This window comes from Staphylococcus sp. HMSC055A09 (genome assembly GCF_001809655.1).
Classification (GTDB): domain Bacteria; phylum Bacillota; class Bacilli; order Staphylococcales; family Staphylococcaceae; genus Staphylococcus; species Staphylococcus capitis.
Genome location: NZ_KV798369.1, coordinates 642,440 through 658,856, shown reverse-complemented (window position 1 = coordinate 658,856; position 16,417 = coordinate 642,440). Strand labels below are relative to the sequence as shown.

12 protein-coding genes are annotated in these 16,417 nt (G+C 34.1%); all 12 read right to left on the bottom strand.

The window, feature by feature from the left end; genetic code table 11:
* Window positions 1–49: 49 nt before the first annotated feature.
* The 12 genes from pnp to HMPREF2642_RS08640 all read right to left on the bottom strand — a co-directional run bounded on the left by pnp (window position 50) and on the right by HMPREF2642_RS08640 (window position 16,409).
* A complete protein-coding gene (pnp, locus tag HMPREF2642_RS08695; protein ID WP_070597785.1) occupies window positions 50–2,149 on the bottom strand; it encodes a polyribonucleotide nucleotidyltransferase in 2,100 nt (699 codons plus the stop codon).
* Window positions 2,150–2,466: 317 nt separating this feature from the next.
* The gene (rpsO, locus tag HMPREF2642_RS08690) at window positions 2,467–2,736 is read right to left on the bottom strand and encodes a 30S ribosomal protein S15 (protein ID WP_002436359.1); all 270 of its coding nucleotides are present in this window, start codon (window positions 2,734–2,736) and stop codon (window positions 2,467–2,469) included.
* A 121-nt stretch (window positions 2,737–2,857) separates the two neighbouring features.
* Window positions 2,858–3,829 carry a riboflavin biosynthesis protein RibF gene (ribF, locus tag HMPREF2642_RS08685; RefSeq protein WP_002436322.1) on the bottom strand — a complete coding sequence of 324 codons (972 nt, stop codon included), beginning with the start codon at window positions 3,827–3,829 and terminating at the stop codon, window positions 2,858–2,860.
* 15 nt (window positions 3,830–3,844) lie between these two features.
* A complete protein-coding gene (truB, locus tag HMPREF2642_RS08680) occupies window positions 3,845–4,762 on the bottom strand; it encodes a tRNA pseudouridine(55) synthase TruB (RefSeq protein ID WP_002436304.1) in 918 nt (305 codons plus the stop codon).
* 148 nt (window positions 4,763–4,910) lie between these two features.
* Entirely contained in the window at window positions 4,911–5,261 is a 351-nt protein-coding gene (gene rbfA, locus HMPREF2642_RS08675) for a 30S ribosome-binding factor RbfA (RefSeq protein WP_002436301.1), read from the bottom strand.
* 156 nt (window positions 5,262–5,417) lie between these two features.
* Window positions 5,418–7,583, bottom strand: a complete 2,166-nt coding sequence (gene infB, locus HMPREF2642_RS08670) for a translation initiation factor IF-2 (RefSeq protein ID WP_030064804.1) — start codon at window positions 7,581–7,583, stop codon at window positions 5,418–5,420.
* 4 nt (window positions 7,584–7,587) lie between these two features.
* Window positions 7,588–7,905: a L7Ae/L30e/S12e/Gadd45 family ribosomal protein gene (locus HMPREF2642_RS08665; protein WP_030064802.1), complete on the bottom strand. Its 318-nt coding sequence runs from the start codon at window positions 7,903–7,905 to the stop codon at window positions 7,588–7,590.
* Entirely contained in the window at window positions 7,902–8,186 is a 285-nt protein-coding gene (gene rnpM / locus HMPREF2642_RS08660; protein ID WP_002436310.1) for an RNase P modulator RnpM, read from the bottom strand. The genes HMPREF2642_RS08665 and rnpM overlap by 4 nt, the downstream gene beginning before the upstream one ends.
* A gap of 16 nt (window positions 8,187–8,202) precedes the next feature.
* Window positions 8,203–9,426 (bottom strand): transcription termination factor NusA, encoded by a 1,224-nt coding sequence (gene nusA / locus HMPREF2642_RS08655; RefSeq protein ID WP_002436342.1) that lies wholly within the window; start codon window positions 9,424–9,426, stop codon window positions 8,203–8,205.
* A gap of 20 nt (window positions 9,427–9,446) precedes the next feature.
* A complete protein-coding gene (gene rimP, locus HMPREF2642_RS08650) occupies window positions 9,447–9,914 on the bottom strand; it encodes a ribosome maturation factor RimP (RefSeq protein ID WP_002436317.1) in 468 nt (155 codons plus the stop codon).
* Window positions 9,915–10,139: 225 nt separating this feature from the next.
* Complete coding sequence (locus HMPREF2642_RS08645) at window positions 10,140–14,450, bottom strand: PolC-type DNA polymerase III (protein WP_141744482.1); 4,311 nt, start codon at window positions 14,448–14,450, stop codon at window positions 10,140–10,142.
* A 255-nt stretch (window positions 14,451–14,705) separates the two neighbouring features.
* Window positions 14,706–16,409, bottom strand: coding sequence for a proline--tRNA ligase (locus HMPREF2642_RS08640; RefSeq protein ID WP_070597783.1), 1,704 nt, complete (start codon window positions 16,407–16,409; stop codon window positions 14,706–14,708).
* Window positions 16,410–16,417: the final 8 nt, after the last annotated feature.

Genomic DNA, 16,417 nt, shown 5'->3' with positions numbered 1-16,417 from the left:
TAAAAAGGTTGAGCATTCATTTAAGAATACTCAACCTTAATAGTTAAATCTAATCATCTAATAAAGCTTTATGAGATGCATTGACACGACCTTGTTTATCAATTTCTATAATTTTAACTTCAATTGAATCGCCAATGTTTAATACATCTTCAACTTTATTGATTCGTTCTTTAGATATTTGTGAAATGTGAAGTAATGCGTCCTTTCCTGGGAATAATTCGACGAAAGCACCATATTTCTCAATACGTTTAACTTTAGCATTATAAACTTGACCTACTTCAGCTTCACGTGTAATATCCTCAATAATTTCTTTCGCACGATCAATCATAGCTTGATCTACAGCACCTATAAAGATTGTACCGTCTTGTTCGATATCTAATTTGACACCTGTTTCATCAATAATTTCGTTAATTTTTTTACCACCAGGTCCTATAACATCTCTGATTTTATCAGGATTAATATGCATAGTAACAACTTTCGGTGCATAAGCACTTAGTTCTTTTCGAGGATGATCAATTGTTTGTAGCATATGATCCATAATTGCTAATCGACCTTGACGTGCTTGTTCAAGTGCTTCTTCGATAACTTCACGTGTTAATCCATCTATCTTAATATCCATTTGAATAGCAGTAATACCTTCTTTAGTACCAGCCACTTTGAAGTCCATATCACCAAGTGCGTCTTCCATACCTTGAATATCAGTTAAAATAGTATAGCTATCATCACGAGTCACAAGACCCATTGCAATACCCGCTACAGGAGCTTTAATAGGTACGCCGGCATCCATTAAAGCTAATGTTGATCCACAGATTGATGCTTGTGAAGAAGAACCATTTGATTCTAATACTTCACTTACTATACGAATTGTGTAAGGGAAATCAGCTGTGTCAGGAATAATATAACGTAAAGCTCTTTCACCTAGAGCACCATGACCAATTTCACGACGTCCTGGTGCACGAACAGGTCCTGTCTCACCTACTGAGAAGTTAGGGAAATTATAGTGATGCATAAAGCGTTTTTCTACTTCTGGCCCTAAACCATCAATAAGTTGATAATCACCTAAAGCACCTAACGTTAACACTGATAACGCTTGTGTTTGACCACGTGTGAATAATCCAGAACCATGAGCTCTTGGAAGCAAGCCAACTTCTGAATCAAGTGGTCGTATTTCATCAACTTTTCGACCATCTGGACGAATTTTTTCATCTGCAATTAAACGTCTAACTTCTTCTTTCACTAAATCGTTTAAAATTGCGTACACTTCATTAATAAGCGTTTCGTTTTCAGGATCTTCTTCAACAATAAAATGTGCAACTACTTCTTCTTTTAGCGCATCTAGATTTTCATCACGCTGTTGTTTATCAAAAGTTAAAACTGTTTCTTTTAATCCTTTTTCTTCAGTTAAAGCTTTTACTTTTTCAACGAGTGCTTCATCACGTTCAACTGGAATAAATTCTTGTTTCTCAGGTTGAATATGATCGATGATTTCTTGTTGGAATGCAACTAAACGTTTGATTTCTTCATGTCCAAAGAAGATTGCCTCAAGCATTTCACTTTCTGTAATTTCGCTAGCTCCAGCTTCTACCATATTTACGGCATCTTTATGACCAGCTACTTCTAAATCTAATCTAGAAACTTCCTTTTCATCAACTGAAGGGTTAATAACATAATTTCCATCAACATAACCTACGTTTACGCCTGCGATTGGTCCTTGGAAAGGAATATCTGAGACGCTTAAAGCCATTGAAGAACCAATCATTGCAGCCATTTCAGGTGAACAATCTGGATCAGCACTTAAGACGATATTCATAATCTGAACATCATGTCTGTATCCTTTAGGGAAAAGGGGACGAATAGGTCTATCGATTAAACGAGCTGTCAGCGTCGCTTCATCACCTGGTCGTCCTTCTCTTTTTTTAAATCCACCAGGAATTTTACCTGCTGCATACATTTTTTCTTCATAGTTCACTGTTAATGGGAAAAAGTCACCATCTCTAGGTTCCTTTGAAGCAGTAGCAGTTGATAACACAACTGTATCTCCATAACGTACTAACACAGCACCATTAGCTTGTTTAGCTAATTGCCCTGTCTCAATCGTTAAAGAGCGTCCAGTCCATTCAGTTTTGAAAACTTTCTTCTCTTGAGACATTATGAATCTCCTCTCTTCATTCTATTACTTACATCATATCATTTATTCACATATTTTTATATTTTTTATTATGTACGATAATAAAAAAAGGAAAGTACCATTCAACTGGTGCTTTCCTTTGACTGTAGACAAGCTCTTTCACTCATTGTCGTCTTATGCATGACTAGCTCATTTATTAATAGTAAAATCCCGTCGTAATGCATTTTGACTCCTCGTTTGAAAAGTGCTTTCAAACAGTCATCTTAATTAAATTTATTTAGTAGTAAACTATAATAAAAGTATCATTCAACTGGTACTTTCGTTATTCTATATTAAGATTAACGACGGATACCTAATGATTTAATTAATTCACGGTAACGTTGAATATCTTTACTACGTAAGTAGTTTAATAAGTGTCTACGACGACCTACCATTTTTAATAATCCACGACGTGAATGGTGGTCTTTTTTGTGTTCACGTAAATGCTCGTTTAATGCAGCGATTTCTGCAGTTAAAACAGCGATTTGAACCTCTGGAGAACCAGTATCAGTTTCGTGTACACGGTATTGTTTAATTAATTCATCTTTACGTTCTTGTGAAATTGCCATAATCAATTTCCTCCTTAATATAATTTAACTCCTTAATCTGAGTTAGGCGTCGGAGACTCGACCTACTAAGAAAAAGGTATTTTAGAAGTAAGCTATTTATCTTAGCTTTTCTTCCTCAACTTTAAATATTATACGATACATCATCACCGAAATCAACAGATAATAAATATTTTGCTTGGTCTTTATCTTCATTCATTTGTTCAACTAATGGATCTATACCTGAAAATTTAACTTCCGGTCTCAAGAAATAGTGCCAATACACAGTAACTCGTTCGCCATAAATATTTTCATCAAAATCAAAAATATTTACTTCTATAACCACTTCAGCTTTAGCTGGATCATGGAAAGTTGGTTTAACTCCTACATTGGCCACGCCTCTATATATTTTACTTTCTGGACCAATTTCCATACTAACAGCATATACACCTTTTTTTGGTAACACATAATCGTCGCTTGGTTGAACGTTTGCCGTTGGGAAGCCTATAGTTCTGCCTCGTTTCTCTCCTTGAACAACTGTTCCTTTAATTCTATAAAGATAACCAAGTTCTTCGTTTGCTTTTCTTAAATTGCCTTCAGTTAATGCTTCTCTTATAGCGGTTGTTGAAATCTTTTCAGAATCCAATTCTTGTTTACCTACGATTGTAGTTTTAAAATCATTAGATTCTTGTAAAACAGTCATGTTTCCTTTTCCGAATTTCCCAAAAGTAAAATCAAATCCAGCAATCACTTCTTTTACATTATTATTAATTACATATTCTTGAATAAATTCTTCAGAAGTGACGCTAGCGAAACGAGAAGAAAAATTAATAACTATGCAGTAATCTACGTCATGATGTTCAATCATTTCTAGTTTATCTGAAAGTGGTGTTAAATAAGTCGTACGTTTACGTTCGGGATTCAAAACCACAGATGGATGCGGGTCAAATGTCATTACAGCTTTCTTTAGATTATTTTCTTCCGCTTTTTGATTCAAAGCTTGAAACACCTTGTCATGACCTCTATGCATGCCATCAAAGAAACCAAACGCCATCGCAACATTTTCATTTATTAATTGATCTTTTTGAATGGGATGGGTAACTTCTATCACTTTCATAAATGTATTTCTCCTTTAGTTAAATACTTTTTTCGGTTTAATTTCATTTATCTTCTCAGGATGTACCATATAAATGGCTAATGCTTTTTTTGACATTTGATCAATAAAAACAAACTGTGACTCTATTTCTTGATCTAAGTCCTTAACATTAAATTTTTGTCCATTTAAAATTCTTTTCTTAAATGCTTCATCATTTATTTCAATCTCTTGCAATCCTTTTAAGCCATATTCTATAGGAAATAGCTTATCTTGTAATGAATCATGCTCATGCATGTCCTTAATTTGTTTTAATTTAAAACTTTTGTCGATTTGAAAACCACCTGAGGAAACTCTTGTCAAACGTGACATATGCGCTGGATAACCTAATTTCTTACCAATATCAGTAGCTAAAGTTCTGATGTATGTGCCTTTACCGCAACTCACTTCAATTTCAAAATGACATTGGTTATTTTGAAAAGTTAAATTTGAAGTTCTATAAATATTTTTGATAAGAACATGTCTTACAGGTCTTTCGACTTCTTCATTATTACGGGCATACTCATAAAGTTTTTTTCCTTTAACTTTAACTGATGAATACATTGGTGGAATTTGTTCGATAACGCCTAAAAATTTCTCAAGCGTTTGATCAATATCCCGTTCTGTAACATCGTCTTTATCAATTCCTTTAACCTCTAATGTATCCCCAGTTTGATCTTCAGTTGTTGTGCTTACTCCTAGAGTAACTTCAGCTTTATATGTTTTTCCCATTTCCATCACGTAATCGCTCACTCTAGTAGCATTACCAAGGCATATCGGAAGAACCCCATCTACTTCAGGGTCCAACGTACCTGTGTGTCCGATCTTCTTCATTTTTAATATTTTTCTAAGTTTAAAAACGACATCATGGCTCGTCAAACCTCTTTCTTTGAATACGGGTAATATACCGTTATACATGTTGTCACACCTTTAATCTACAGTTAATTTTACCTCAATCATTATAACATCTCTTTAGATATAATTGACCACTATTTTTATATAAAAAAGTAGGTAAGCAGATACATTTAAATTTGTATGAATCTGCCTACCTACTTTAATTGAAAATTTATTTATCTTCTTTGTGTAAATCTTGAATCATGCGTTCAATTTTATTTCCGTATTCTATTGATTCATCATATTCAAATGTTAAGTCAGGAATAATTCTTAAACGCATTCTTGAACCTAGCTCAGATTTAATGAAACCTTTAGCTTTTTCAAGTGCTTTAAATGTGTTGTCGACCTCTTTTTTACTACCTAATACTGTGAGATAAACTTTGGCGTGAGATAAGTCATTAGTTAGTTCAACGTCAGTAATAGTTAGGAATCCTACTCTTGGATCTTTTACTTTATTATTAACGATATCCATGATTTCTTGTTTCATTTGTTCTCCAACACGTTCAGCTCTCATATTACTCATCTTATTTCACCTCTTTATTTTATTTTTCTTTAAAATTAAATTTACTTTAGCAAGTAATATTTTATTAAATCATATTATTCTTAGCAATGTGCTTTATTAAAAATCTCCTCCCTATTTTACTAAATAGCGAGGAGATTTCATTAGTTCAAACATTTATTATCGTTGAATTTCAACCATTTCAAACGCTTCGATAATGTCGCCTTCTTTTAGGTCATTATATTTTTCAATAGTAATACCACACTCATAACCTTGAGCTACTTCTTTAGCATCATCTTTGAAACGTTTTAATGTATCTAATTCACCTTCGAATAATACAATACCGTCTCTAATTACTCGTACACCCGCATTACGTGTGATTTTACCTTCAGTCACGTAACTACCAGCAATTGTACCAACTTTAGACACCTTGAATGTTTGACGAACTTCAGCTTGACCGATCACTTGTTCTTCATATTCAGGGTCCAGTAAACCTTTCATAGCAGATTCAATTTCTTCAATTACGTTATAGATAACGCGGTGTAATCTCATATCAACATTTTCAGCTTCAGCAGCACGTTTTGCGCCAGCATCTGGTCGTACGTTAAAGCCAATGATGATACCATTAGAAGCATTGGCTAATGTTACGTCTGATTCATTAACTGCACCTACTGCAGTGTGGATAATACGTACATTTACGCCTTCTACATCAATTTTCATTAATGAAGCAGCTAATGCTTCTACTGAACCTTGAACGTCACCTTTAATAATTACATTTAAATCTTTCATTTCACCTTGTTTCATTTGTTCAAATAAGTTATCTAATGAAACATTTTTACTTTCTTGACGTTGTTGAATCACGCTTGCTTCATGACGCGCTTCACCTATACGACGTGCTTGTTTCTCATCACTAAATACTACAAATCGATCTCCAGCAAGTGGTACATCATTGATACCAGTGATTTCTACGGGTGTTGAAGGGCCTGCTGATTTAATACGTTTACCTAAGTCATTAACCATTGCTCGGATACGACCATACGTATTACCTACTACAATTGAATCACCAACGTTTAATGTACCGTTTTGTACTAATAAGGAAGCAGCTGGTCCACGTGATTTATCAAGTTCAGCTTCAATAACTGTACCTACTGCACGTTTGTCAGGATTAGCTTTAAGTTCTTGAACTTCTGCAACAAGTCCAATCATTTCTAGTAAATCCTCGATACCATCACCACTTAAAGCAGAAAGTGGTACAAAGATTGTGTCACCGCCCCAATCTTCTGGGATTAAACCATATTCCGTTAATTCTTGCATTACACGGTCAGGATTTGCAGTTGGTTTATCAATTTTGTTAACTGCCACAATTGTAGGGACATCTGCTTCTTTTGCGTGGTTGATTGCTTCAATTGTTTGTGGCATAACGCCATCGTCAGCAGCTACTACAAGAATTGTAATATCTGTTACTTGAGCACCACGCGCACGCATAGTTGTAAATGCTGCGTGTCCAGGAGTATCTAAGAAAGTAATTTTCTTTCCATTATTTTCAATTTGGTAAGCACCAATATGTTGAGTTATACCTCCAGCTTCTCCTTCAGTGACTTTAGTATGACGAATAGAGTCTAATAATGTTGTCTTACCATGGTCAACGTGTCCCATAATTGTAACAACAGCTGGTCTTTCGATCGCATCAGGATCTTCAGTTTCATCGTCGAAATAAATAGATAAATCTTCTTCATCAATAACTACTTCTTGTTCAATTTCCACACCATAATCATCTGCAATTAATTCTAATGTTTCTTCATCTAATGATTGGTTAATGTTAGCCATAATTCCTAATAAGAATAATTTTTTGATGATACCTGAAGATTCAACATTAAGTTTTTCAGCTAATTCACCAACAGTAATTCCTTCTTGATAAGTAATTTTTGAAGGCATTTCTTTAGGTTCTGCAGCTTGATTTTGCTGTTTATTATTTTTGTTGTTTTTATTATTTTTATTTTGTTGCTTGCCTTTATTGTTCTGACCATTCTTTTTGTTTTGATTCTTTTGTTGGTTATTGTTTTTTTGATGATTACCTTTGTTATTTTGTTTATCTTTATTCGATTGATTGCCTTTATTATTTTGATTTTGTTTATTATTAGATTTTTGGTGATTATTTTGAGTATTTTGTTTGTCGTCTGTGTTTTGTTCTTTTTTGAACTTTTTATCTAAAGCTTTAATTTGGTCGTCTTCTAAAGCTTGCATATGGTTCGACACTTCAACGTTCATACTTTTTAACTCATCTATAATCTCTTTACTCTTTAGATTTAATTCTTTTGCATATTCGTAAATTCTTTTTTTACTCATATAATCACTCCTTACGATATTCATCTATCATTGATAATAACTTTTTAGCAAAACCATTATCTGTTACACCAATATTAACTCTCTCGCCTTTACCAAGTGCTCCCCCTAATTCAGCCCTCGTTCCAAAATTCCTTAATGGAACTTGGTTGCTATTGCACTTATCTTTCATAACTTTCAAAGCATTGTCAGACGCGTCGGTTGCTACGATTACGAGTTTAATCTTATTGGTTTTAATGTCGTTTAAAATAACAGATTCTCCACTTTTAACTTTTCCTGCTCTCATTGCTAAGCCCAGGAAATTAAATATTTGATCTTTAATCATTTAGGAATCTCTTCTCTATAAATTAAACGAATAATTTCTTTATATACCGGTTCTAGTGTTTCTTTAGAGGCGTTAAAGTACTTTTCAAGTAACTCTTTTTGTTGAGCCTTTTCAACTAGAGAAACATCTTTAGAAACATATGCTCCACGACCTTGTTTCTTACCAGTCGCATCTGCAAAGATTTCGCCTTCTTTATTGATGACTACTCGAATCATATCTTTCTTTGGATGCATTTCATTAGATATAATACATTTTCGCATTGGAATTTTTTTCTTTTTCATAAGTTAACACTCCAATCTATTCTTCTGTATTTTTATCTTCTTCAGCATCAGAGTCTTTTTCTTCATCAGTCTCTGCAGCTAATTCTGCTGTTGTTAAATTAGATTCTTCTAAATTAACGTCATCAAATTCAACATCTTCATCACCAGTGTTTACGATTTCATCTGCAACTTCTTCAGATTCAATTACAGGGTAAACGCCTGCTTCACGTGCATCAGATTCAGATTTAATATCAATCTTCCAACCAGTTAATTTAGCTGCTAGACGCGCATTTTGACCACGTTTACCTATTGCTAGAGAAAGTTGGTAATCAGGTACAACCACTATTGTTGATTGATTTTCTTCGTCAACAATAACTTCTAGAACTTGTGATGGGCTTAAAGCATTTCTAACGAATACTTTCGGATCCTCATTCCATTGAACGATGTCTATTTTCTCTCCACCAAGTTCTTCAACAACAGCTTCAACACGTGCACCTTTAGAACCTACACATGCACCTACTGCGTCGATATCTGCATTATCAGAGTAAACACTGATTTTAGAACGGTCTCCTGCTTCACGTGCTACAGATTTAACAATGACAGTTCCATCATAAATTTCTGGAACTTCTTGTTCAAATAAACGTTTTAATAAACCTGGATGACTTCTTGAAACATAAATCTGAGGTCCTTTTGTTGTTTGTTCAACTTTGTTTACATAAACTTTAATACGTTCATTAGGGATGTAACTTTCGTTAGGGCTTCTTTCAGCTTCAGATAAAACAGCTTCAATTCTACCTAAATTTACGTAAACATAGCGATGATCGACACGGTCAATCACACCTGTTAAAATATCTTCTTCTTTATCAATAAATTCATCATATAGGATTTCTCTTTCAGCGTCTCTTAAACGTTGCATAACTGCTTGTTTAGCTGCTTGTGCGCCTACTCGTCCAAAGTCTTTAGGAGTAACATCTTCTTCATAGATATCACCAATTTCATAAGCTGGATTTTTTACCAATGCAGTGCTTAGATCTACTTCATCTCTATCATCGAAGACTTCCTCTACGACTTCTTTTCGAGCAATTACTCTAAACGAACCTTCGTCCATGTTTAATTCTACTCTTACATTTCTTGCACTGTCATAATTTTTCTTATATGCAGTGATTAGCGCAGCTTCAATAGCATCGATAAGTACTTCTCTAGGAATTTTCTTTTCCTTTTCTAAATATTCAGTAGCTAATAATAATTCATTACTTGACACAGTTTTTCCTCCTCATCACGTTAAATCATAACAGCGTGACGTGCTTTAGCGATTTTATTTCTTGGTATTTCAATTTCTTTGGTTTTTGATTTTTCTTTTACTTCCATAACTATATTGTCTTCATCTACAGATTTTAATATTCCCAACCACTCTTTATCACCTTCGATTGGTGCATAAAGTGAAACAAATATAGGTTGACTTACAGCATTTTGAAAATCTTTATCTTTTTTAATAGGTCGTTCTGCCCCTGGAGATGCTACATCAAGGTAATACATTTCCGGGATAGGGTCATTTTCATCCATTGCTTCACTAATTTTTTCTGAAGCTAAAGTACAATCATTAAGATCTACGCCACCTTCTTTATCGATGGACACTCTAAGAAAGCGATCTTTACCTTCTTTAACATATTCAATTTCAACAAGTTCAAATTTTAAATCATCTAATATAGGCTGAATTATAGTTTCTACTTGTTCAGTAATTTTACTCATACAGGCCTCCTTTTTTGGCAAATAGAAAAGAGCGGGTATATGCCCACTCTTCTGCCTGAGTTTAATCATTTTTTACACAATTAAAGTATATCATAACTCATGATACTAAACAAATTTCATAAGTTGTAGACGGGATAGAGGTGCTATTAACATTCTATTGTTTAGCACCTAAATCCTGTATTTTGGTAATCTATTTGATATATAGCAATCATTTTCAAGGGAAAACTACATATCAAAAATAGATAATTGTGCTTTATCTGGTAAACCTGGTAAGGATCCCATCTCATCTAAGTAATCAATAACTTTTTGTGAAAGTCCCGCTTTCTTATTTAAATCTTCTTTGGATAAGAAAGGACCTTCCTCACGTGCTTCAACAATCCGTTTGGCAACGTTCTCACCTAAACCAGGTACTGCAACAAACGGAGGAATAAGCGTGTCTTCTTCAATAATAAAGTCGAAAGCCTGACTTTTTTCAAGACTAATTGGCTGCATGCGGAATCCTCGATGTGCCATTTCGTTCATGATTTCTAAAACAGTTAAAACATCTTTTTCTTTTTTTCCTAAGTCCATATAACGAGAGTACATGTCTTTAACAGTGTTGCGAATACTTGTTTTATCTTTAATCATTGTAATGAGATCAAAGTCAGAAGCTCTAATAGTAAAGTACGCTGCATAATAATATAGCGGATGGTGTACTTTAAAATAAGCAATTCTTACTGCCATCAGAACATATGCTGCAGCATGGGCTTTAGGGAACATGTATTTAATTTTTCGGCATGAATCTAAATACCAGTCAGGTACATCATTTTCTTTCATAGCTTCGACCATTTCATCGGTTAATCCACGACCTTTACGCACGAATTCCATTGTTTTGAAGGCCATAGATGGTTCTAATCCTGCGTACATAAGATAAACCATAATATCATCACGACAACCTATTACGCTTGATAAATCACAAATACCTTGTCGTATTAATTCCTGAGCATTACCAAGCCACACATCAGTACCGTGTGATAAGCCAGAAATTTGTACAAGCTCTGAGAAAGTTGTTGGTTTCGTATCTTCTAACATTTGTCTAACGAATCCAGTACCGAATTCAGGGACGCCAAATGTACCAGTTTTACATAATATTTCATCTTCAGTAACACCTAAACTCTCAGGACCACTGAAAATTTGCATCGTATCTTTATCATCAACTGGAATAGTCTTAGGATCAATACCTGATAAGTCTTGAAGCATACGTATCATAGTTGGGTCATCGTGCCCAAGTATATCGAGTTTTAAAACGTTATCATGTATGGAGTGGAAGTCAAAGTGTGTTGTCATCCAAGCTGCACTTTGATCATCTGCAGGGAATTGAATAGGCGTAAAATCGTAAATATCCATATAGTCTGGAACTACTATAATACCACCTGGATGTTGTCCAGTCGTACGTTTAACACCAGTGCAACCTTTAACCAATCTGTCAATTTCAGCTCCACGTTTATGGATACCTTGATCATTGAGATATCCTTTTACAAATCCGAAAGCAGTTTTTTCAGCAACTGTACCAATCGTACCTGCACGGAAAACTTTATCTTCACCAAATAGCACTTTAGTATAGTTATGCGCGTTTGGTTGGTACTCCCCACTAAAGTTTAAATCAATATCGGGAACTTTATCTCCTTTGAAACCTAAAAACGTTTCGAATGGAATATCTTGTCCTTCTTTAATAAGGTCATTACCACAAATAGGACACTTTTTATCTGGAAGGTCGAAACCTGAACCTACTGACCCATCATCAAAGAACTCGCTCGTTTTACAATGTGAACATATATAATGTGGAGGTAAAGGATTAACTTCGGTAATCTCAGTCATCGTAGCCACGAAACTAGAACCGACCGAACCACGAGATCCTACTAAATAACCATCATCAAGTGATTTTTTAACTAATCTTTGTGAAATCAAATAAATTACTGAGAAACCATTACCGATAATACTAGCTAATTCCTTCTCTAATCGATCTATAACGATTTGCGGTAAATCTTCACCATATAACTTTTTAGCATTAGAATAACTTAATTCACGAATCTCATCATTTGCACCTTCCATTCTTGGTGTAAATAATTTATCTTTAATCGGAACAACTCTCTCAATACGTTCGGCTAATTCGTTTGTATTTTTGACTACGATTTCATGCGCTTTCTCTTCTCCAAGAAAATGAAATTCGTCTAGCATTTCATCTGTAGTTCTAAAATGTGCTTCAGGTAACGTTGAACGATTTAATGGATTACCTGGTTGTGACGCAATTAAAATTTTTCGTGCAATTGCATCGTGTTCATATAAATAATGCACATTACCCGTCGCAATAACTGGAATATTTGCACTTTCTCCCGCTTCAATTAACCGTTGATAAATTTCTGTTAAAGTTTCATGATCACGAATTAATTCTCTGTCCATCAAATCTTGGTACAATGCAGGTGGTTGAACTTCTATGAAATCATAATACTTTGCAATTTTTTCAACTTCTGATTGGTCTTTTTGCATTACAGCAGTAAATAATTCCCCTTCATCACATGCAGTACCAACCAATATCCCCTCTCTATATTCATTTAAAAGAGAGCGTGGAATTCTAGGTGTACGATAATAGTATTTTACTAAAGACGCACTTACGATTTTAAATAGATTTTTAAGTCCTTCTTGGTTTTGAACTATAAGTGTTACGTGAGATGGGCGTGCTCTTTTATAAGCATCTTCATTAGTTAGCTTTTTATTTATTTCCAAGTGATTTAGAACGCCGAGTTCTTTCATTTGTTGAATCATTTTGATGAAAATATATGCGGTTGCTTCAGTATCATAAATCGCTCTATGGTGTTGTGTGAGTTCGACGCCATACTTTTTAGCAAGGAAGTTTAAACCGTGTTTACCGTATTCAGTGTTAATCGTACGTGAAAGTTCTAATGTATCGATGACACCGTTAGTAGACGGCCCAAAGCCTAAGCGCTCATAACCAGTATCAATAAATCCCATATCAAATGAAGCATTGTGAGCTACAAATATCGCGTCCCCAACCCATTCTTTAAATTCAGTTAATACTTCTTCAATTTCAGGAGCATCCGTTAGCATGTCGTCTGTGATATGAGTTAAATTAATGATTGTTTCAGATAAACGTTCATGAGGATTACTAAAGCGTTCGAATTTATCAATAATTTCACCATTATGAACTTTTACAGCTGCTAACTCAATAATTTTATCGTATTGATTAGATAAACCTGTTGTTTCAACGTCAAATACCACATAAGTAGCATCTTTTAAAACGCGGTCAGTAGGTTTGTAAGCGATAGGCACTCCGTCATCAACAAGCATGCCCTCCATACCGTAAATCATTTTAATTCCATGTTTCTCTGCTGCATTATGTGCATCTGGAAATGCTTGAACGACATTATGGTCAGTAACTGCAATAGCAGAGTGTCCCCATTCAGCGGCTTGTTCAACATAAGAACCGATATTCGGTATACCATCCATTTGGCTCATAGCTGTATGCAAATGAAACTCTACACGTTTTTCGTCAGCTTTATCTTTTTTTGGTGCTTTTTTAATTTCTTCAATATCTGACATCATCATAACTAAATCACGCACAAATGTATCTTCTTCAATACGACCTTGTGCTCTCACCCATTTTCCTACACTTAAAGCCTTAAAATGGTCTAGGTCATCTTTATTTTTACGGGTGAACATTTTTAAAACTAAAGAATCTGTGTAGTCTGTAACTTTAAGCTCTACGATATGACGCCCACTTTTAAGTTCTTTTAAATTGATATCGAAAATAACACCTTCAATTGCTACTTTGAATTCTTCTTCGATAATTGAATCAATAGAGCGAATGTTTTCAACTTGAATTGTTTTCCCAATTTGACACTTATCAACAGAACTTTCATTGTTATCTTGTTGTTTAGCCTTTTCAGCCTTCATTTTTTCTAATTTTTCAGTAGCTTCTCTAGCACTTTGTTCATCTTCTTGTTGAATATGAGCTTCTAATGAGGCTAAATCATCATCATGATTCATAGTATCTGTTTCAAAGATAATCTTGTCTATATTAAAACCACATTTTTGAAAAGCTTTAACTAAACTTCCATTACATGCTTTGTCAAAATGGTTACGTTCAATATCATTGGATACTAAAACTTTGATTACATTACCAGACATAATCAATTTCTTTTGTTTTAATTGACCTTTAACTTTAGGTGATAATCTCGTTTGATCAATACAATGGGCAAAGTATTTTAATGCATGTTCGTCTTGGTGAGTTGTATCTTTAATTGAAAAATGGATTGTAACTGTGGCTATTTCTTTAAACTCTTCTTCAATTGCATGAGTAAATAATAGGTAATCTTCATGTGAAAGAAAACGTGGTAATGAGATTTGAAATTCCCATGTTCTATTCTTATTAGAAACATCAATTCGAGTCAGTTCACCCTCATTTAGAATATCAGTCTCTAATTGATTTGATATTTTAATTTGATCGGCAAGTACTTTGAATTTTTCTTGATTTGTCATTGCCAAAATAATAACCACCTTAAATTTTTAATACTTGTACTTTTATTTAAATTCTAATTATGTATGTGATAAGAACTACTATTGCTGCACACTCAAATCTTATAGCAAATTTGATTCATATTATACTACTCATTTGATTAATTTTCATGAGAAATTATTTGTATATTTAAAACAATAAAGAAGAGCAGGTTTGAATTTCAAACTCAAAATTCATTCCCCGCCCTACTTCAACTAGTTTACTTTCAAAATCTAAATCTATTTTAAATTGTCATATAAATCTTTTAAATAATTTTCTAAATCATTGACGTGAATCTCTTCACTTTCACCATTCAAGCGTTGTTTGACCTCAACAATACCCTCTTCAGCTCTTTTACCGACTACAACTCGCATTGGTAATCCAATTAAGTCAGCATCGTTAAATTTAACACCTGCGCGTTCTTTTCTATCATCATAAAGAATATCGAATTGACCATTTAATTGATCATATAATTGATCTCCTAATTCACGTTGATCATCTTTTTTAGGGTTAATTGTTATTAAGTGTAAATCAAATGGTGTGACTGATTTTGGCCAAATAATACCATTGTCATCATTATTTTGTTCAACAATAGCGCTAAGAGTTCTCGAAATACCAATACCGTAGCATCCCATAATTAATGGTTGCGCTTTACCTTGATTATCAAGGAAAGTAGCGTTCATTGCTTCAGAGTATTTTGTACCCAACTTGAAGACTTGACCAACTTCAATACCTTCTGCAAATTGAGCTTTACCAGAACCATCACTTAACATTTCGCCTTCTAAAATAAATCTAAAATCACCATATTCATCAATGTTAAAATCTCTTTCTACATTAGCATTAACATAATGATAGCCATCTTCATTAGCACCTATAACAAGATTATTTAAATCTTTTACATAGTTATCTGCGTATATCTTAATTTCTTTATTATGAATTGGGCCTAAAGAACCAGGATTTGCACCAACTAAATTGACAATTTCATCTTGTGATGCCATTTCAACATTTTCAGTACCGAAATATGCTTTTAATTTAACATCGTTTAATTCATGGTGCCCTCTTATTAGAATCATAATAAATTCGCCATCTACTTTGAAAATCATTGTTTTAACAATTTCATCTAGTGGACGATTTAAGAAATCTGCGAGTTCTTGTGCTGTTTTGACATTTGGTGTTTCAATTTTTGATAGTTCAGCTGTTTCAGTATGTTTTTCTGAAGGATGATAAATAACTTCTGCTTTTTCAATATTAGCAGCATAGTCACTTTCGTTACTATAAACAATTGTATCTTCGCCAATTTCACTTAGTGCCATAAATTCATGAGTGTGATTACCACCAATCGCGCCTGAATCAGCGACTACAGGGCGTGCGTTAATCCCTACACGCTTGAAGATTTTACTATATGCATTGTACATATCTTGATATGTTGCATCTAAAGATTCTTCGTCAGCGTGGAAAGAATATGCATCTTTCATAATAAATTCTCTGCCGCGTAATAATCCAAAGCGGGGTCTCTTTTCATCACGGTATTTTGATTGAATTTGGAATAAGGTAAGAGGTAGACGTTTGTATGATTTTAGTTCGTCTCTAACTAGAGAAGTTACAACCTCTTCATGCGTAGGCCCCAATGCGAATTCTCTTCCATTTCTATCTTTGAGTCGCATTAACTCTGGACCATAAGCTCCCCAACGTCCAGATTCTTCCCATAATTCAGCTTGTTGTAAAGCGGGCATTAAAATTTCAACGGCATCAATACTTTCCATTTCTTCTCGTACGATGTTAGAAATGTTATTTAAAACTCTTGTTGCAAGTGGTAAATAACTATAGATTCCACTAGTACTTTGTTTGATTAAACCTGCTTTAAGTAATAAACGATGACTTAGTGCTTCAGCTTCTGCAGGAACTTCTCTCATCGTTGGTATAAATACTTTAGATTGTTTCATTCTCTATT